Source organism: Paenibacillus sp. FSL K6-2441, assembly GCF_037964765.1.
GTDB classification, from domain to species: Bacteria; Bacillota; Bacilli; order Paenibacillales; family Paenibacillaceae; genus Fontibacillus; species Fontibacillus phoenicis.
Genome location: NZ_CP150174.1, coordinates 2,270,520 through 2,290,296, shown reverse-complemented (window position 1 = coordinate 2,290,296; position 19,777 = coordinate 2,270,520). Strand labels below are relative to the sequence as shown.

Below are 19,777 nucleotides of genomic sequence, written 5' to 3'. Positions count from 1 at the left end.
TGGCGCTATCTTTCTATTAAATCGCGGTTTCTTCAATTTCGAAGCCCAGATCCTCAATCATTTGGTGATCTAGAGTTACGTCTTGCCCCCTCGTCGTCATGTAGTCGCCCACAAAGATCGAATTCGCTGCATATAAGGATAGCGGCTGCAGCGTACGGAGACTGATCTCCCGGCCGCCGGCTACCCGGATTTCCTTCGTCGGACAGATAAACCGGAACAAAGCCAATACCTTAAGCGCCTTTAGCGCCGGTACCCGCTCCGAATGTTCGAGCGGCGTCCCCGGGATCGCGTTCAGAAAATTGATCGGAATCGAATCGGCATCCAATTCACGCAGCGCCAAAGCCATCTCCACGATTTCCTCATCCGATTCGCCCATGCCGATAATCACGCCAGAGCAAGGAGACATGCCGTGCGCTCTTGCCGTTTCCACCGTTGCCACGCGTTGATCGTAGGTATGGGTGGTTGTGATCGACGGATAGTTCGCCCGGCTCGTGTTCAAATTGTGGTTGTAGAGGTGAACTCCGGCTTCACGGAGCTTCTCCGCCTGCTCCTCCCTTAGAATACCGAGGCAAGCGCAAATCTTCAGCGGCATCGTCGCGCGGATTTCAGCGACCGCTTCAACGACTTGCTCGAGCTCTTTATCGGTGGGTCCCCTGCCGGAAGCCACGATACAATACGTTCCTGCCTTGCGCTGTAATGCTTCACGGGCTCCGGCGACCAACGTTTCCCTGTCGAGCAGCGGATATTTCGGAATCGAAGCCGTTGAGACCAAGGATTGGGAGCAGTACCCGCAATCTTCGGGGCATAGTCCGCTTTTGGCATTGATGATCATGTTGAGCTTAACTTTATTGCCATAGTAATGCCGTCTCACTCGATAAGCCGCCTTCATCAACGGCAGCAATTGATCATTGTTGGCTTGTAATACGGACACCCCCTCCTCCAAAGTTAAAACTGCACCGCTCAGGGCTTTTTCGGCGAAGGTGTCCCAGCTCTGTCCTACCGTCTTGCGTTGGTTCATTCCTCATCCCAGCTTTCTATGTTTGATTGATTTTTAATTGTTAACCTTAATTCGTATTTAAGGTTAACAATATAGCCTTTTAAATTCTACCGGAAAGCTCGCAGGTTGTGAAGCAGGAATCCTTCATTTTTTGCATGGAGCGCACTTCCTCCTACATAGGGTGTTATAAGGCAAAATTGTGCAGGAGGGATATGTTATGCGTATACAAGTGCGTTCGGGGGATACGTTATGGTACTACAGTCAAATTTTCCAACTGCCGCTGCAATTGATCGTCGATTCCAATCCAGGCATTCCAGCGGAGAGCCTTAGCGTGGGCCAGACCATCCACATCCCTGGTTTTGTCACCAGCGAGTATCAGGTGAAAGCCGGGGATTCCATCTGGAAGCTGTCCAGGGACCGCGGGGTTTCTCTGGATGTAATCCTGCTGCTGAACCAGTCGGTGAATCCAAATCACCTTACGATCGGACAACGGCTGCAGCTTCCGCTGCGGGTCACCTGGTTCGTGGTCGACATCCGCAAACCCTATGATTACGCCGCCTTGCGGGACGATTTAAACCGGTTGATGGACATTTATCCGTTTATCGCCTATCGGAATATCGGCAATTCGGTCATGAACAAACCGATCCCCGAACTACGCATCGGTAAAGGCAGCAAACAAGTGCATGTTAACGGAGCTTTTCATGCAAATGAATGGATCACGACGCCGGTGTTGATCAAATTCCTGAACCAATATCTGCTTGCGCTAACGAATAACAGCACCATTCGCGGTCTGCACATGTGGCCTTATTACGAAGGAGCCACCCTCTCCATGGTGCCGATGGTGAACCCGGACGGCGTAGACCTGGTGATCCATGGATTGCCTGCCGAGGAACCTTACCGCAGCAATGTGCTGTCCTACAACGGCGGCAACACCGATTTTCAGGGATGGAAGGCCAATATCAATGGCGTAGATTTGAACGATCAGTTCCCGGCGTTATGGGAACGTGAGGTTGCCAGAAACCCAGTGGAGCGCGGTCCACGGGATTATCCAGGCACCGCCCCGCTGACCGAACCTGAAGCGATCGCCATGGCCAACCTGGTTCGGCAGAGCGATTTTGATCATGTCTTGGCCTTCCATACCCAAGGGGAGGAGATCTATTGGGGCTTTGAAAACCGCGAACCTGCGTATGCTGAGACGATCGTAAACGAGTTCGCCCGGGTCAGTGGCTACAAGCCGGTCCGGAACGTGGAAAGCTATGCCGGATTTAAGGATTGGTTCATCTATGAATTCCGGCGTCCCGGATTTACGATCGAACTCGGAACCGGCGTAAATCCGCTGCCGTTATCCCAATTCGACGAAATTTACGAGGAGAGCTTGGGGATCTTGCTGGCGAGCTTGTATATGTAAACGAAGATTATAATGTGTGCGTGCGGGACTTTCCTAATAAAGGAGCGTCCCGCGTTTTTTATCGCTAATGACCTATCTTTTAGATTCCGATATACGTTAAAGAAGATATTTCCAGAAAGGTAGGTTGTTATGAAAAAGATCTGTTCAATTCCTGTTTTTTTAGTTATTTTAGCATTCCTTAGTCAAGGAACCGTACACAGTCAATCTCCCGCAACCTTCGACTTGGAGGTCGACTCTTCTCCATTTCAAACTACTCCTTCCGACTTGCGCAAGCACCCTGCGGAGCTATTATTTCGTTGGGGAGCAAATCAGCATATTATTGATGGCTTTCCAGATGGAACTGTTAAGCCGGATCAGCTTGCAAGTGAAGCTGAATTTTTGAAAATGATGTTTCGGGGGTTTGGCCTTGCGATGCCGAGTGCTTCCTATAACGACGATTGGATGGACGGAGTATATCAGATGGCAAAAGTGTATCGATATCCGGCTGCAGGCGTCATTGATCCGAGTGCAAGAAAATCGCCAATTACACAAGGACAAGCCATTCAAATCATTGTTGCTGCACAAGGGCTTAATTTCCAGGAGTCGGACGCCTTCGCCTATGCTCTTTCTCGCAGTTGGCTTCCAGGACAGCCGACATCATTGTCTCAGTTCGATAAGGATCGCAAGCTGACAAGAACGGAAGCGCTTGAATTGTTACGTCATTTAACCGTCAACGGAATGATGAAGCTCGAAATGAGACCAGTTGAATTTTCTTCAAGAGAGGCACTCTCCGCAGAAGATTCTAGTGAAGTGAAATCGTTCCCTTCTTTTAGCTTGGTTAATCTACCGGCGGATGGGCTTACGGTTAAGATTGGTGATGACGTATTACGGCTAGGAGATACACGAACAAAGCTTGAGAAAACATTAGGGCAAACTAGCGAATCCGGGATCATGAATAAACAGATCTATCCCTTACTAACAGTTCATTTTAATGAAGAGAACAAAATGGATTATTGGTCCGTAGATCAATGGAACGTAGAAAGCACGGATGAATCCATCACCACAAGCTTGGGGATCAAGTTAGGCGTCAGCAATCTCTTCGACGTACTCGAAGCCTACGGTACAACGGGATATGCAGGACAAGGGATAGCCGACTATTTTTATATGCTCCAGGATGATGGTACATTTCAGGCTGTCCAAGCAAATTATATCTATGACCACAGGAATGAATGGAATAAGTTCTATCATCTAGCTTTCTTGATTGATCGCGATACATTAATGGTTACCCAGATGCTTGCAGGATGGCTTCCCTATTCCATGTATTGATAAATCAAATTTGTGAAGAAACGGGCATTTTTCATATAATAGAATAACCACGATAGTTGATAAGTCCAGCGGTATGATGTCAAGCTGTTGATTTAATCGAATTGGAAATTTCCCGTGCCTGTTGAGCGCGGAGTCACGAAAAAAGGGCGCATCAAACCAAACCCAGCCAAAAACCATGTCAGATACCAGATTTTTACTGGGAATTCGTGAAGGACTAAGGCAAAGGAGGCGTTAATCCTTGGCGCTATTCACCTTCCTTCGAGGCGTGTAGAGTTGGCCGCTGCGTAGCAGCACATCGACCAGACGCACGAGTTTTCTTGCCGTTAAGACGAGGGCGCGTTTGTGTTGATTCTTGGGCACTTCGTGATACTTCTTCCGGTAATATTCACCGAATTCTTCATCGCGCATCCTAACCGAGTTGGCAGCTTCAACGAGGTAGTAGCGCAGGAATCGGTTGCCGGATTTGATGCGGGCGGTGTCCTCCGCCTCGAAGACGCCGGACTGGTGCCTGCGCCACGTCAGACCCGCGTACTTGGCGACGGCGGCTTGATCCTTGAACCGTTCAATATCGCCGAGTTCGCCGAGCAGACCGGCTGCATAGACTTTGCCGATGCCGGGCACTGACAGCAAGCACTGAGCGCCTTGAATGCCGTCGAGGACCCGCTCGATCGCTTTGTCGAGATCCTTGAGCTGCTTCTGGATGCTGCGGATGGATTCGATGGAGGTGCCGAGCACCAGGTCAATCGAATCCTCCACGACCTTGGACAGCCGATAGGAGGCGCGGGCAGCTTGCTGAATGCAGCGGGCGACCCGCTCGGGATCGGGGAAACGATTGCGTCCCTTGTCCCGCAGATAGTCGGCCAGATCGGCCACGTCCATCTCGGCGATGTCATCGAGGCTGAACTTCTCGGAGAGCATCTCCATGAGCGCATGGCCAAACACGGAGCTGTCGACCTCGGTTGTAAACGCATTGCACTTGTAGAACAGGTTCTGCAAGAAGTACTGCTTCTCGCGAGCCAAGTTATGGACCAAGTGGAAACGCATGCGCGTGAGGCGTTGAAGGGCGACATACTGCTCCTGCATGACGATGGTGGTCGTCAGGCGGCCGAAGCGCAGGCGATCCGCAATGACCCAGGCGTCGAGCCGGTCGGTCTTGTCCATATCCGCATAGGCTTCTCTGAACTTGCTGATGAGCTTGGGGTTCAAGGTGAACACCTTGGCCTTGCGCTCTCGAAGCGCTGGATCCTGATGCAGGTACATGGCAGGGTGCCAGCTGTAGACGGAAGTGGCTTCCAAGCCGATGTGAATCTCGGTGACGGCCAACTTGTCCGCTGCAGCGACGATTTGGTCACGCAAGTGCGAGGCGCCATTCAAATTGTTTTTGACGGTGAGTGTCTCAAGCTTGTCACCGTCAGCGTTCATGAAACACGCTTCGAGCTCTTGCGAGCTCACGTCAATACCGACAAAAAGCTTCAAGTGAAATTCCTCCTTTCGCTAGGGATTCAGGGAATGGACGCTCCGGGATGCCTCCGGCGCACGCGCAGATCTATCACCCTCGCGTATGAGGACACACTTCGGGCCATGAGCTGCCCCGGATCTGCTAAAACCGGGCATGGGATGCCGAAGGGAACAGCCAGCGGGTAAGAAGCTCAGACGCGTACCGGAGAAACAGACTTAAGGAGTAGACGATGCTACTGGAGGCAGAAGGATTTCCCCGAATGGACCCTACGTTCCATTGTCCAGAGGCATACCGGAAAGTCCAGTCCCTGATAGAATTTTCAAAGAACAAGCTGAAAATTTGGAGGCTGTTTTCCATCCCCCGGGGGGATGGAAATGAACCTAAAAGAGCTTTTTAAAGATACTATACGAGGAGTCTAGAAAATGAAAATGAACCGTTTAGGCAACTCCGAGCTGATTGTCAGTGAAATCGGGCTGGGATGCATGTCGCTAGGGACGGAAGAATCCAAAGCGATTGGCCTGATTCACGAGGCGTTGGACCGGGGCGTCAATTTTCTCGACACAGCTGATTTGTACGATGCCGGAACCAATGAAGAAATCGTCGGCAAGGCGATTAAGGGGCGCCGGGATCGCGTCATTCTGGCAACCAAAGTCGGAAATCGGCGGATTCCTGGACAAGACGGCTGGGTCTGGGATGCATCGAAATCGTATATCCTCTCGGCAGTGAAAGATAGCCTGCGCCGGCTCGGCACGGATTATATCGATTTGTACCAACTGCACGGCGGAACGATCGAGGATCCCATCGATGACACGATCGAAGCGTTTGAACAACTGAAGCGGGAAGGCGTCATCCGCGAGTATGGGATATCTTCCATTCGTCCGAATGTCATCCGGGAATATGTCTCTCGCTCGTCCATCGTCAGCGTCATGAATCAGTACAGTATCGTAGACCGGCGCGGCGAAGAAGAAGTGTTCCCCCTGCTGCAAGAGCATCAGATCAGCGTAATAGCTCGAGGGCCATTAGCCAGCGGTGCGCTGGCAGCGAACCGCGAACCCGCTAAAGGTGTGCTGGATTACGAGCTGGATGAACTCCGTGAACTGCGCCGCAAACTACAGGACCTGGAGACGCCGGAGCGCAACCTTACTCAGTTGGCTATCCGCTATTCCCTCGCCCATCCTGCGGTTGCCGTGGTCATTCCGGGAGCCAGCTCACGCGAGCAGCTGCTGCAAAATCTTGCTGCTGCAGAAGTTCCCGAATTAAGTACGAAAGAAGTTGAACTGATTCGCAGTTTAAGTAAAGCGAATCAATATACGTTGCACCGTTAATCTCAAAATAAGAGCAGGCCCTATAAGTGAACAGCATCCTCGCTAACTCGAGTTTAGTGACGGGAAGCCCTTCACCAAAGGGTCTGTTTTTTATGCGGCTTCTAATCATTTGTCACGGTTCCTTACTAGCCCCATAGTTTCGGCTTCATACAACACGACTTAAGGAGACATACTACTTGCGGTAAGCAAAATGACGAAGCAAAGGAGATTTCTTCATGGGTGTGTTAGACGGGAATCCGAAGCATGAGCCAATGCACTACGGCGAAATTTTCACGATATGGGAAAGTTCGATGGCAGCAAAAATGATGTTATCCTGCTACCAGCTGTTCACGTACCATGCGGGTGACAAAGATCTGAAAGAGATTCTAAAGGACCTGATGGATCAGGCTAAACTGGAGATTAAAGAACTGGACAAGCTGTTGACGGACAATGGGATCACCCCCTCCCCCATGTTGCCGGAACGACCGGAAACGAAGCTTGAGGATATTCCACCAGGAGCCAGATTTGCCGATGCAGAAATCGCCGCGAAAATCGCCATGGATACTGCAGCTTCTTTGGCCGGTTGCAGCGGAGCCATGGGGTTATCGATCCGAGAGGATATCGGCGCGTTGTTTGCAAAATACCACGCCACCAAAACCGCATTGGGGCTTAGAATCTTACGGATGAGCAAGGAAAAGGGCTGGCTGGTTCCTCCGCCTCTGCAACTCAAAAAACCAGAGTAATTCGTGTTTACAAGTCATGAAAAAAGCGATTAAACAGACCCGCTGCTTAATCGCTTTTTCCTATTTCATTAAAACAATAACCTTTCTTCTTCCCTGCTGTGGAGTTCATTAATCTCCAGCAAAGCATAAAGCTTGTGCAAAATAGCCTCGCTCCAACCAGAGGTCTCTCGCTGTTGGTGAATGCTGCGAACGACGATTCGCATCAGTTCATGATCGCGTTTTAATTGCACGACCGCCTCCTGGAGGTCTGGATTCTTCTCAGTTACTTCTTGATAGAAGCCGTCTTCTTCTGCATCCGCATGACTTAGAATCCGCGACTCCCAGTATCCCAACAATTCATTCGTTGCCTGCTCTGCCAACTCCAGATCTCCGCTGGCGTAGAAACCCGCAACTTCCTCCGTTTTCGACTTCGCCCCTGCCAAGCCGCCGTCATGAATGGCCTGATGAGCATGGAGTTGCCGCAGCGATGGACCAACCGGCATTGGACTCTCCCCCTATTCTCTGATGTAATCTGGATTCGTTACTTCTCCGCCTTTCCCTTTGGAAGCTCAGAGAACGTTCCGACATAGCGGATATCCTCACCGGTTTCGTCTTTAACCGTGCTGATATTTAGCCACTGTAAGTAGATCTCACCGTTTTTGCGCTTATTCCAAATCTCCCCCTGCCACATGCCAGTTTCTTTAATGCTCTTCCACATGCGGTCATAGAAATCCGGGGCTTGTCGATTCGCTCGCAGAATATTCGGCTTCTTCCCTAATGCTTCCTCTTCACTAAACCCGGTTACGGCAGTAAACGCCGGATTCACAGCCACAATGGTACCTTTCGGGTCAGTGACCAGAATCCCTTGCGCTGTATTGTTGAAGACTTCCGAAGACAAACTCAGCTTATCGGAATAAATCATCCAGAGTACGAGAATCAAGCTGGCTAAAGCGACCTGCGACAGCAGCATAAAACCGATGGAATACTGACCGGTTACCGAATGGATATAGGACAATAACAGCGGCGGGAAGAATCCGCCCAGGCCGCCCATCATGGACACGATCCCGTTGACGATCCCGGCCTGCTTATTGAAATATTGTGGAACCAACTTAAAGATGACACCATTTCCTGCACCGGCAACAATTGCGATTACCAGACAACCGATGGTGTACAAAGTGAATGTTGGTGAGAACGCCAGCACGATAGCCGCAAGCGTAAACCCGGAAAAGATGACGATCAACAGCATCAAAGCATTAAACCGATCCGCCAGCCAGCCGCCAACCGGACGCATAAAGGTCGCCAAAGCGATAAATCCGGCGGTACGCATCCCTGCATCCACCTTGGTAAGTTCAAAGTTCGTCACCAGGAAATTGGGCAAATAGACGGTAAACGCAACGAACGAACCAAACGTAATAAAGTACAACAGCGAGAACAACCAAAGCTTTTCATTCTTATAAACGCCTTTGATTTGTTCCATCATAGCCGTTTTCACCTTCGGCTCTTTACGGTCACCAAAGAAAAGATTTAGCGCTGCAAAAACAAGCAGAAGGATCAAGTACAGCTTGACCGTCGCCGACCAACCGATTTGCGTCGCGATGACCGGTGCGGAGAACGAAGTCACGGCCGTCCCGAGATTCCCGAGACCGTACACGCCGTTGACCAGACCATGACGCTCCTTCGGATAATATTTCGGCAGCGAAGTGACGCCTACGGAGAAGACGGCGCCGCCGATGCCGAGGAACAGCCCGCCGATGATCAAATCGACGTAAGAGTTCGCCTCACTAATGTAGAACACTGGAAACAACAGCAAAATGAAACTAATTAGAAAAACCAACCTTGCCCCGAAAATATTCGCGTAATACCCCAGCGGAATACGTAAAACGGAACCCAATACGACAGGAATAGCTGTTATGATCGCGACCTTATCGGCTGGGATCTGAATGTCCTCTCCCATAAAGGATACGAGGGACGAGATAATGACCCATACGGCAAAACCGACGATCAAATTGAGTGTTTGTAGCGGTAACTGAACTTTTTTTATCAAATCGATCACCTTTTCCAAAATGACTTCTGAATGACCATCGATTTCCCCACTCGTATTGTAGCTGATCCGCTTTGGGGGCCTGTATAGGGTTTTCCCCCGTTTGCCCAGGGAAACTCCCTATCCGCCCGGTTTGGTCACAAAAATGCCCATAACCATTGGATAATGATTATGGGCTGTACATTTTATTGGAAAACTATTCAACAATTAACGTGTAAAGTTCCTGATTCAACTGCTCTTGTTCCGCCGATCTCATGACCTGCCTGGTCATTGGAAATAAGACGGTTTCTTCCTTCACGAAATGCACCGTCAAAATTTCAAACGCTTCCCCTGCGTCTCGGCACAAAGCCTTCATTTCCTCCAGCGAATGCTCACTGTTGGCATGGTGAAGAAAATGATCGATATAAGCGAAGATCTCTTCATGCTCTTGTTCGATAGACACGAGAGGCCCTTGGTCATACCCAATATGTTGACCTAATCTCGGAAAAAAGTACGTTTCTTCTTTATGAAAATGCTTGCGCAAAGGCGCTTTAAACTCATGTAACAGCTCCTGAAGAAGCGCGAACTGCTGCGTCGCCTGATCCCCGGAGTAGCGGTCGTTTTGAAAGTCCAGTACAATCGCATGCCATTCGTTCATCAAACTAGCCAAATAACGGTGCTCGTTCTCTAGAATACGCATGGCGGGCGTTTCATTTAACAGTGTTCCTCGTTCCATGTCATAGGCCTCCATTAGAAATCCAGCAGCTTCTTCTTAATTGCGTATTCCACCAGCTCAGGTCTTGATTTCAAATTCAGCTTCTCCATAATTTTGGCTTTATGGGCCTCTACCGTTTTGACGGAGATGTGCAGCATTTCAGCGATTTCTTTATTTCCGTAGCCTTTGGCGACCAGCGGCAGAATCTCAACCTCACGGGTAGACAACAGCTGGTAAGGGTTGTTCTCATCGGCTTGCTGATCTTGGCTAACGAATTCTCGGACAAGGGAGGAGGCGAGCTTCGGATGGATATAAACCCCTCCTTGATGCACCATGCGAATGGCTGAGACGAGTTGCTCATCTGGCGAATTTTTTAAGACATACCCTCTGGCGCCTTTCTTAAGCACATGAAATAAATATTCCTCGTCATCGTGCATCGTGAGGATAATAATATTCGTTTCGGGAAAATCCTCATGGATTTTGGCCGTCGCGATCAAGCCGCTTTCGCCTGGAGGCATGCTGAGATCCATCAACAGGATGTCAGGCCGGTGTTTGGCTACCATTTTGTATGCTTCGATCCCGTCTGCGGCCGTCGCCACGACCTCCATATCCTCTTGAAAATTAATAATCATCGCAAAACCGCTTCGGACGACCGCATGATCATCCGCGATTACTACTTTCACGATCCATACCTCCCTATCCAAGCAAAATCCTTACGTTTGCAGCACCATTACGGGGTAACGGCAGCCAACGGAATCCGTAAATGAACGGTCGTTCCTTTCCCCCGCTGCGAAGTCACGGTGATTTCTCCGCCTACCAGCTCTGCCCGTTCTTTCATTCCATAAATGCCAAGTCCGGTTCCCTTCGGATCGTTTGCATTCACGTTAAATCCGCATCCCTGATCGGAAACGACAAGCTCCAGCGTATGCTCGGAAGCAAATAGACGGACGTCAATCTCGTCTACGTTGGCATATTTCAGCGCGTTCAGCACGGATTCCTGACATACCCGGTAGACGACCGTCTCAACCTCACTGTTAAAACGCTGACCGCCTAGCTCTGCCACAAAACGCACGACGACCCCGTAGTTCTTCTCAATCCATTTGAAATGCGAACGAAAAGCCGCATCCAGACCAAGATCGTCCAAGGAGGCTGGACGCAGCTCCACCGATAGATTGCGAATTTGCTCCAACAATCGGGTGAGCGAAGCCTCCGTTTGTTGGATTTTCTGCAAGGCTTCCTCTTGCACATTCAAATATTTCAACACCCGAAGATCCACCAGCGAGCTGATCAACTCTTGAGCGACACTATCGTGCAACTCGCGGGAGATCCGCTTGCGTTCATCCTCCTGAGCTTTAATAATGCTCTTCATCATAGTATTGCGGTTCAGCATTTGCTGCGTCATGATGGGATTCGTCAGATCGCGCAAGATCAGCACCCGAACCCCCGACTCTTGGTCCACCGTCTGAAAACTGGCCGAAAACGGGACGACGCCTTTCGTCTTGGTCTCCAAATAGAGCTGGAAGGAGCTAAAATCCTTCTTGGTGTTGGAAAGATAGCAATTGATACAGGACATCGGTTCATCTTCACTAGTATATCCACGGCACGAGAAGCAAAAAGCGTTGTGCTCGGTGTCTGCTGATTCCTCCAGCACCCGGCGATCCAGCAGCTTCTCGGCCTGAGGATTCATCGCCATAATCCGATGCTGTGCATCAAAGAAAATGATTGCATCGGAGCTTTGCTCATACTGCTTCTGCAGAAGCTCGATGGGTACGTTCAAGGATAACGGATTCATGGGATCAGCTCCTTGATCTCAAAATCCCCAAACTGGCCTTGCAGCCATTCATACAGCTGGAGCAAATCTTCCTGGGACATCCGCTGCTCTCCCCGGTAGCCCGCCAAGAGAACGCCTTCCACCCGATCCGCCAAATATAACGGGAGTGCAGCCAAGCTGGTTAATCGCTCCGAGAGCAAGATCGGAAAATTGTACAGCTCTTGCGGCTGAAGCACTTCGTCTACACGGGGAACCAGCATGGGGCTGCCGGTTTTGAACACGATGCCGGCAACCCCCTTACCCGACTGGAGAACGATCCGTTTGTAGCGGTTATTCAAATTGCCTGAAGCGTATTTCCAGGTAAGTACAAAGTCGTTGATCGCCGACTCCGCAAAGGCCAGCGACACAAAATCATACCCCATTTGCTCTCTTAATTGATCGATCATCACCTGATAGCAACCGGAGGTTGGTTTCATGAACTCGTCTCCCTAATCTCAAATCCTTAACGTCCCGCAGAATGCGAGCGATTCTTCCTATAAAGGATATAGCTTCTCCGGGCATAATTCAAGGGTACGCTCCACACATGAACGAGCCGGGTAAACGGCCACAAGGCAAAGATCAGGAACCCTGCCAAAATGTGGATTTGGAACGTGATCGGCACCTCTGCCATATAGCTGGCTTCCGGACGGAGGATCAGCAGGTTACGGAACCAAATGGATATCGTCTCCCGATAGTCAAAGTCCGGCTGTACGTTATTCGTCACCAGCGTAGAGTACATCCCCATAAAAATGATGAACAGCAGCAATCCATTGACGATCATATCCGACGCGGAGCTAAGCCGGCGCACATTTTTCATCGTCAACCGACGCATCGTCAGAATCAGCATTCCGGCAAATGTCACCACGCCAAAAAATCCACCGCCATACATCGCCCCGATATGATACAAATGTTCGTTGACGCCAATCGCGTTCATCCATTCCTTCGGAATACCTAGCCCGGCCACATGACCCAGAATGACCGGGATAATGCCGATATGAAACAGGAGGCTGCCGAGCATTAGCCGTTTTTTCTCGATGAACTCACTGGATTTGGCTGTCCAGTTAAACTGGTCGTAGCGGTAACGGAAGATATGTCCCACCACGAACGTGACCACACAGAGATAGGGAAAAATCACCCATAGAAATTGCTCAAACAGGCTCATGGACTTTCACCTCCTGCGACAAACACAGCTTAAACGTTTCCCGAAGGGCTTTGATTAATGGATAATAAGGGTTCCCCTTCGACTCCAGTGACTTCATTAATTGGTAAGTGCCGTCCTCCAAAATCGAGATTACCGTCTGCATCGCCATTAAGCCATGCGGATGATGGAGCCAATCGGCCGCATACAAAAACTCCAGCATCAGCGGCAGAAAATCCGGCAGCTCCCGGTCCACCATCTCCATGCCAAACATCTCGTAAACCAATTTAAGCGAGGTCAGCAGTTGTCCGCGGTCTTTAGAATCTTCATATTTGAAATACGTCATATACAGCGTTGACGACTTCTCAAAATCAAATGTATCGACGTAAAGCTCCTCGATCTCTTCCATGCTTCGTGCAAGCATCTGTTCCCGGTATTTCGACACCGGCTCCATGACGGAAGCAGGGAAAGCCTCTTCCCCACCTTCCTGAATGGAAGCGAACGTCTCCTTGTCGGGGTAAACGAGCTGCCCGGCAAAAAAGCCGAACAACTCGCGATGTGCATCCAGTTTCACCAGATCAATCACGCCAGATCCCCCCATAGAAGTTTTGTTCATACAGATCCCGTCCACTCTTGCCGGTGCTCGCCGGAATCGGAGTGGCAGGACCGCAGCCGTCACAATCCATGCCAAATCCGGCGGTGCCTTGGGCCCGGTACGGGTCCATGTACCCCTCCTTATGCGAGGTTGGAATGACGAACCGATCCTCATATTTCGCGATCGCCAGCAAACGGTACATTTCTTCAACCTGTTGTGCGGTCAGCCCCACGCGATCCAATCGTTTCTCGTCAAACGGCTGCTTGGAGAATTGTGCGCGTTGGTATTGGCGCATCATTGCCATCCGTTGCAGAGCGATTTTTACCGTTTCCGTGTCCCCAGCCGTCAGCAGATTCGCCAGGTATTGAATCGGCGTTCTCATTTCCTCAATTGCCGGGAAGATGAGATCCGGGTTCTGAATCGAATCCTTGCCTTCAAAATGGCTCATGATCGGGCTGAGCGGCGGTACGTACCACACCATTGGCAGCGTCCGGTATTCTGGATGCAGCGGGAAGGCCAGTTTATATTCGATGGCCAGCTTGTAGACCGGCGAATTTTGCGCCGCTTCGATCCATTCCTCAGAAAGTCCATCTTTGCGGGCTTGCTCGATGATTTTCGGATCATTTGGATCAAGGAACAGGCTTAGCTGAGCTTCGTACAAATCCTTCTCATCTAGGGTAGATGCCGCTTCTTGCACGCGATCCGCATCATACAACAGCACGCCGAGATAACGGATACGTCCGGTGCAGGTTTCGGAGCACACGGTTGGAAGTCCTGCTTCGATTCTTGGGAAGCAGAATGTGCATTTTTCCGCTTTGTTGGTTTTCCAGTTAAAGTAAACCTTCTTGTATGGGCAACCCGTCATGCAATAACGCCAGCCGCGGCAAGCTTCCTGGTCGACGAGGACGATGCCGTCCTCATCGCGTTTATAAATTGCGCCGGATGGACAGGAAGCCACGCAGCTTGGATTTAAGCAATGCTCGCATAGACGAGGCAAGTACATCATAAACGACTGTTCGAAGTTAAACTTGATGTCCTCTTCGATCTTCTCGATGTTTGGGTCCTTTGGTCCGGTGATATGGCCGCCGGCCAGATCGTCTTCCCAGTTCGGTCCCCAATCCAGGTCCATCGTGTCGCCGGTGACGGCGGATTTCGGACGGGCCACAGGCTGGTGCTTCTTCTCGCCCGAATTCGTCAGCTTCTCGTAATCATATGTCCAAGGCTCGTAGTAGTCTTTCATTTCCGGCATATCCGGGTTATAGAAAATTTTACCGAGCGCGATCTTGGACAGCTTGCTGCCGGATTTCAGCTCCAGCTTCCCGTTACGCAGCGTCCAGCCGCCTTTGTAATGCTCTTGGTCTTCCCACCGCTTCGGATAACCGATCCCCGGCTTCGTTTCAACGTTGTTAAACCACATATATTCGGCGCCTTCCCGGTTCGTCCAGGTGCTCTTACAGGTCACGCTGCAGGTATGACAGCCGATGCATTTGTCCAGGTTCATCACCATGGCGATTTGCGCTTTAATCTTCAAGCCAGTCAACCTCCTTCAGTTTGCGCACGGCAACGTACACATCACGCTGGTTGCCGATAGGTCCGTAATAGTTGAAACCATAGCTAAGCTGGGCATAGCCCCCAACGAGCTGCGTTGGCTTCAAATGGATTCGCGTCGGCGCATTATGGCTGCCGCCTCGCTCACCCGTAATTTCCGAACCAGGAACATTAATGTGTTTGTCTTGGGCGTGGTACATAAACATCGTACCCTTGGGCATCCGGTGGCTGACTACGGCTCTAGCCGTAACAACGCCATTGCGGTTATAGACCTCCAGCCAATCGTTATCGTTAATCTGATGCGCTTCGGCATCCTCATTGTTGATCCACACGGTAGGCCCGCCGCGGAACAGGGTCAGCATGTGCAGGTTATCCTGATAGGTGCTATGGATGTTCCATTTCCCGTGCGGTGTTAAGTAGCGCAGGACAAGTGCATCCTTTCCCCCCTCAACCTGTTTGTCCCGTGGACCAAACACCATCGGCGGAAGCGTTGGTTTGTAAACCGGCAGCGCCTCACCGAATTGCAGGAAGATCTGATGATCCAGATAAAAATGCTGGCGTCCCGTTAACGTCCGGAACGGCACCAACCGTTCAATATTCGTTGTAAACGGCGAATACCGGCGTCCTGATTTGTTCGAACCGCTGAATACCGGAGTTGGGATGACCTCGCGAGGCTGTGCGGTAATGTTCGCAAAGGTGATGCGTTCCGCCGCACGATCTGCAGAGATATCCTTCAACTCCACGCCGGTATCCTGTTCAGCCGATTCCCAAGCTCTCTGCGAAACTTTGCCGTTTGTTGCCGAGGACAGGTGCAGCACTGCATTGGCCGCTTGTCTTGCGGTACGCAGCTTCGGACGACCGTTTTTGATCGTATCATCGGTGTAAGCGCCGTTGATCTTTTTCAGTTCCTCGTATTCTTCCTTCACGGAGAAGCTGACCCCGTGCGCGCCCACCTTGCCAGATTCCAGGTTAGGTCCCAGCGTGATGTACTTGTCGTAGATCTTCGTGTAATCGCGCTCAACCACGCTAAAGCTAGGCATCGTTTTGCCAAGTACCGGTTTGACTTCACCGCGCTTCCAATCCTTCACTTCCCCATAAGGCTGGGAAATTTCAGCCATTGAGTCGTGACCCAGCGGAGAGGAAACTACGTCTTTGTATACGCCCGGCATATGTTCCTTCGCCATCTCAGACAAGACGCTGGCCAGCGACCGGTAAATATCCCAGTCCGTCCGCGATTCCCACAGCGGATCGATCGCCGGGTTAAACGGATGCACGAACGGGTGCATGTCGGTTGAGGACAGGTCGACCTTCTCATACCAAGTTGCGGCAGGCAGGACGATATCGGCATACATCGGGGTCGCTGTCATCCGGAAATCCAGTGCCACTAGCAGATCCAGCTTGCCTTCCACTTCATCACGCCAAACGATTTCCTCCGGCTTCTCCTCTTCGTTCGGACTGGATAACAACCCATTATGCGTGCCGAGCAGATGTTTCATGAAGAACTCTTGCCCTTTCGCCGAACTGGAGATCAGGTTCGACCGCCAGACAAACAGCGTACGCGGGAAGTTCTCCGGCGCATCCGGGTCTTCCACCGCAAACTTCGTTTCGCCTGACACCACTTGCTCATAAGCATGCTTGATGATGTCCGTATTATCGGTTTTGCCTTGAGCCGCCGCTTCTTCGGCGAACGATAGGCTGTTCTTATTAAACTGCGGGTACGATGGCAGCCAGCCCAGTCGGGCAGCCAGCACATTGTAGTCCGCTGGATGACGGTACGGAATCTCCCCGCCGGTTGGCGATTTCAGCGATTCCGCGCTCATCTCCTCGTATTTCCATTGGTCTGTAGCAAAATAGAAGAACGAGGTCGCGTTTTGCAGCCGCGGCGGTGCCTGCCAATCGCGGGCAAACGCGATTGTCGACCACCCTTCAATCGGCCGGCATTTCTCTTGCCCGACATAGTGGGCCCAGCCGCCGCCGTTCACGCCTTGGGATGCCGTCAACACAACCAGGTTCAGAATGGAGCGATAGATCGTATCGCTGTTGAACCAGTGGTTAATCCCGGCGCCCATGATGATCATCGAACGGCCGCCAGTATCCAGCGCGTTCTGCGCGAACTCGCGTGCGATTTGCACTACCAGCGATGCCTTCACACCGGTAATGCGCTCTTGCCATGCAGGCGTATAGTGCGATTCCGCATCATCGTACCCTTTGGCGGTATGGGTGCTGCCAGGGCGGTTCACGCCATATTGACTAAGCATCAAATCAAAGACAGTCGCAGCCAATCGGGTGCTGCCGTCTGCCAAAGTGACCGTTTTGGCCGGAATCGACCGAGTAAACGTGCCGTTGCCTGCCGCATCGAAGTAAGGGAAGACGATTTCTGTCCATTCTCCGCCGTGCGGTTCGACTGACAGCGCCGGTTCGATCCGGGTGCCGTCTTCCCGCTCCAGAATCAGATTCCACTTCACGTCCTTCTCCCAACGTTGGCCCATCGTTCCGTTCGGAACGATCAACTCTCCAGCCGCCTCGTCATAAATGACCGGCTTCCATTCGGCATGCTCCGTCGCCTGCCCCAGATCGCTGGCCCGCAGGAAACGTCCGGCCTTATATCCACCTTCATGCGGATCCAACAAAATGAGGAACGGCATGTCCGTGTATTGTTTGGCATAATTCAAGAACATCGGTTCTTGGCGCTTCACATAGAACTCGTCAAGGATGACATGGGTCATCGCTTGGGCAACCGCAGCGTCTGTACCCGGATGCGGCGCGAGCCAGTTATCGGCAAATTTGACGTTCTCCGCATGGTCCGGCGCTACGGACACCACCTTGGTTCCTTTGTAGCGAACTTCGGTCATAAAGTGGGCATCCGGGGTCCGCGTGAGCGGCACATTGGAGCCCCACATGATCAAATATCCGGCGTTATACCAGTCGGATGATTCCGGTACATCGGTTTGCTCGCCCCAGATTTGCGGCGAAGCCGGCGGCAGGTCAGCGTACCAGTCGTAGAAGCTAAGCATTTCGCCGCCCAGCAATGAAATGAACCGCGCGCCCGATGCATAGCTGATCATCGACATCGCTGGAATCGGTGTAAATCCAGCAATCCGGTCAGGCCCATATTTTTTAATGGTATAAAGGATTTGTGCTGAAATCAGCTGGGACGCTTCTTCCCAGGTCACGCGCACATGTCCGCCTTTCCCGCGAGCTTGCTTATAGGATCTTGCAGCTTCCGGATTCTCCACGATGCTCGCCCAGGCTTGCACGGGATTCCCTTGAGACTTGGTCATCGCCTCGCGCCATAAGCGCAGCAGCTTCCCGCGCATATAAGGGTATTTCACCCGCAACGGGCTGTACTCGTACCACGAGAACGAGGCGCCCCGTGGGCAGCCGCGCGGTTCAAACTCGGGCATATCCGGTCCGCAGGACGGGTAATCAATCTGTTGATTTTCCCAGGTAATGATGCCGTTCTTCACGAACACCTTCCAGCTGCAAGAGCCGGTGCAGTTCACCCCGTGCGTCGTGCGCACAACTTTATCATGCGACCAGCGGCCGCGGTACATATTTTCCCATTCCCGGCTTTTCTCTTCGATCTTGGTCCATTTCCCCGAGATCGTTTCCGGCTTCTTAAAAAAGCTAAGTCCTGATCTTCGTTTCACGGAAGTGTTCACTCCTTCATCGCCCAAATGAATGCCTTTGATGGGGAATCAATGGTATTCGAGCTTCTGACTCCATTATGAAACGAATTTCACTTGCTTTCCCATCAGGGAAATCCCTCGGCTTGTCGGTGAACGCCCTATAACGACAAAAAAACGCCCAAATGGCGTTTTTTGAAGAACAAATTTCGGTATTCGTTAGGAATGAAGATCCATCATGTACCAGGCGTCACAGGCAAAATGCTCGGAGCCGGCTAGCGGAACTTCCAGCTTCCGGAAGCCATGCTTGCGGTAAAAACGGTTCGCCGCCTCCATCGTCTGCAGCGTTTCCAGATAACATTGCTTATAATGACGCTTGGCAAAGTCTAAGCAGGTCGCCAGCAACTGGGCTGCGATCCCGGTCCCGCGGATTTCTTGCCGCAAATACATTTTCTGCAGCTCGCACACCTCGCTGGAATCAGCAAACGGGGCAATCCCGGCCCCTCCGAGCACCCGGCCATCCTGCTCTACAACCCAGTAAGCTCTTCCCTCCGGCTCATAATAGCGGGAGAGCGCGCTAAGGCTCTCGTCTATCCACGCCAGCCCTTCCCGGTTCCCGCCGAACTCGATCAGGCAATCGCGGATCACGGCTTCAATCGCCGCATTGTCCTCCGCTTGCAAAGGTCTAATGATCATCTGGCGTCCTTCCTTCCGCTACAACAGATTCATCTCATGGAGCTTGCCGAAGATCATCCGACTGACCAGCGATGTCCGAACGCGCTCCTCATAGCTAAGCCAAGCCATTTCCTCGATCTCGGAAGCGGGTTGAGGCTCGCCTTCGACCTCCGCAAAGTAACAGGTCATCCGTACAAGTATCCCTTCCGGCTTGCCGTCAGCTTGCGCTTCAAACGTTGCAAAGTAGTTGATCGTCTCCGGCTTTACGGTCACGGATAACTCCTCTTGAATCTCTCGTTGCAAAGTTTCGTGATCGGACTCGCCTGGTTCTCTTTTGCCGCCTGGTATATAAAACAGCTCTTTCCCCTTCGAACGGACATTTAACATGCGACCATTCCGCAGGTGAATCCAGGCGATTTTATCGATGTTTCCCTCCATATTTTGACGCCCCCTAA

18 protein-coding genes are annotated in these 19,777 nt (G+C 51.5%); 4 read left to right on the top strand and 14 right to left on the bottom strand.

Translation table 11 applies throughout. From position 1 onward, the window contains the following. Positions 1–16 precede the first annotated feature (16 nt). The gene (gene bioB, locus NSQ80_RS10365; protein WP_339302134.1) at positions 17–1,018 is read right to left on the bottom strand and encodes a biotin synthase BioB; all 1,002 of its coding nucleotides are present in this window, start codon (positions 1,016–1,018) and stop codon (positions 17–19) included. A gap of 196 nt (positions 1,019–1,214) precedes the next feature. Between bioB and NSQ80_RS10360 the strand changes: the two genes are divergently transcribed. Beyond that, complete coding sequence (locus NSQ80_RS10360) at positions 1,215–2,405, top strand: M14 family metallopeptidase (protein WP_028537665.1); 1,191 nt, start codon at positions 1,215–1,217, stop codon at positions 2,403–2,405. 129 nt (positions 2,406–2,534) lie between these two features. Continuing rightward, positions 2,535–3,710, top strand: a complete 1,176-nt coding sequence (locus tag NSQ80_RS10355) for a hypothetical protein (RefSeq protein WP_009223290.1) — start codon at positions 2,535–2,537, stop codon at positions 3,708–3,710. Between the two features lie 231 nt (positions 3,711–3,941). On the opposite strand, the gene NSQ80_RS10350 is transcribed toward NSQ80_RS10355, so the two are convergent. After that, positions 3,942–5,186 (bottom strand): IS110 family transposase, encoded by a 1,245-nt coding sequence (locus NSQ80_RS10350; protein ID WP_016310842.1) that lies wholly within the window; start codon positions 5,184–5,186, stop codon positions 3,942–3,944. Positions 5,187–5,591: 405 nt separating this feature from the next. Between NSQ80_RS10350 and NSQ80_RS10345 the strand changes: the two genes are divergently transcribed. Next, a complete protein-coding gene (locus tag NSQ80_RS10345; protein ID WP_009223289.1) occupies positions 5,592–6,494 on the top strand; it encodes an aldo/keto reductase in 903 nt (300 codons plus the stop codon). Positions 6,495–6,709: 215 nt separating this feature from the next. After that, positions 6,710–7,216 (top strand): DUF3231 family protein, encoded by a 507-nt coding sequence (locus NSQ80_RS10340; protein WP_009223288.1) that lies wholly within the window; start codon positions 6,710–6,712, stop codon positions 7,214–7,216. A 68-nt stretch (positions 7,217–7,284) separates the two neighbouring features. On the opposite strand, the gene NSQ80_RS10335 is transcribed toward NSQ80_RS10340, so the two are convergent. The 12 genes from NSQ80_RS10335 to NSQ80_RS10280 form a co-directional block, all read right to left on the bottom strand. Further along, on the bottom strand, positions 7,285–7,698 hold the full coding sequence (locus NSQ80_RS10335) for a hemerythrin domain-containing protein (RefSeq protein WP_028539483.1): 414 nt from the start codon (positions 7,696–7,698) through the stop codon (positions 7,285–7,287). A 38-nt stretch (positions 7,699–7,736) separates the two neighbouring features. After that, a complete protein-coding gene (locus NSQ80_RS10330; protein ID WP_036700671.1) occupies positions 7,737–9,239 on the bottom strand; it encodes an MFS transporter in 1,503 nt (500 codons plus the stop codon). 193 nt (positions 9,240–9,432) lie between these two features. Next, on the bottom strand, positions 9,433–9,951 hold the full coding sequence (locus NSQ80_RS10325) for a hemerythrin domain-containing protein (protein ID WP_028539481.1): 519 nt from the start codon (positions 9,949–9,951) through the stop codon (positions 9,433–9,435). A gap of 14 nt (positions 9,952–9,965) precedes the next feature. Further along, on the bottom strand, positions 9,966–10,613 hold the full coding sequence (locus NSQ80_RS10320; RefSeq protein ID WP_036700661.1) for a response regulator transcription factor: 648 nt from the start codon (positions 10,611–10,613) through the stop codon (positions 9,966–9,968). A 47-nt stretch (positions 10,614–10,660) separates the two neighbouring features. Continuing rightward, positions 10,661–11,722 carry an ATP-binding protein gene (locus NSQ80_RS10315; protein ID WP_009223283.1) on the bottom strand — a complete coding sequence of 354 codons (1,062 nt, stop codon included), beginning with the start codon at positions 11,720–11,722 and terminating at the stop codon, positions 10,661–10,663. Further along, a complete protein-coding gene (locus NSQ80_RS10310) occupies positions 11,719–12,177 on the bottom strand; it encodes a GAF domain-containing protein (protein WP_009223282.1) in 459 nt (152 codons plus the stop codon). The genes NSQ80_RS10315 and NSQ80_RS10310 overlap by 4 nt, the downstream gene beginning before the upstream one ends. 26 nt (positions 12,178–12,203) lie before the next feature. Then, the gene (gene narI / locus NSQ80_RS10305; RefSeq protein WP_009223281.1) at positions 12,204–12,902 is read right to left on the bottom strand and encodes a respiratory nitrate reductase subunit gamma; all 699 of its coding nucleotides are present in this window, start codon (positions 12,900–12,902) and stop codon (positions 12,204–12,206) included. Then, positions 12,889–13,464: a nitrate reductase molybdenum cofactor assembly chaperone gene (narJ, locus tag NSQ80_RS10300; protein ID WP_009223280.1), complete on the bottom strand. Its 576-nt coding sequence runs from the start codon at positions 13,462–13,464 to the stop codon at positions 12,889–12,891. Before narJ ends, narI begins: the two co-directional genes overlap by 14 nt. Continuing rightward, a complete protein-coding gene (gene narH, locus NSQ80_RS10295; RefSeq protein ID WP_085170708.1) occupies positions 13,457–15,004 on the bottom strand; it encodes a nitrate reductase subunit beta in 1,548 nt (515 codons plus the stop codon). The genes narJ and narH overlap by 8 nt, the downstream gene beginning before the upstream one ends. After that, positions 14,994–18,671 (bottom strand): nitrate reductase subunit alpha, encoded by a 3,678-nt coding sequence (locus NSQ80_RS10290; RefSeq protein ID WP_260069988.1) that lies wholly within the window; start codon positions 18,669–18,671, stop codon positions 14,994–14,996. The genes narH and NSQ80_RS10290 overlap by 11 nt, the downstream gene beginning before the upstream one ends. A 195-nt stretch (positions 18,672–18,866) precedes the next feature. After that, a complete protein-coding gene (locus tag NSQ80_RS10285) occupies positions 18,867–19,343 on the bottom strand; it encodes a GNAT family N-acetyltransferase (RefSeq protein WP_260069987.1) in 477 nt (158 codons plus the stop codon). Between the two features lie 18 nt (positions 19,344–19,361). Continuing rightward, positions 19,362–19,760: an NUDIX domain-containing protein gene (locus NSQ80_RS10280; RefSeq protein WP_260069986.1), complete on the bottom strand. Its 399-nt coding sequence runs from the start codon at positions 19,758–19,760 to the stop codon at positions 19,362–19,364. Between the last annotated feature and the right edge of the window lie 17 nt (positions 19,761–19,777).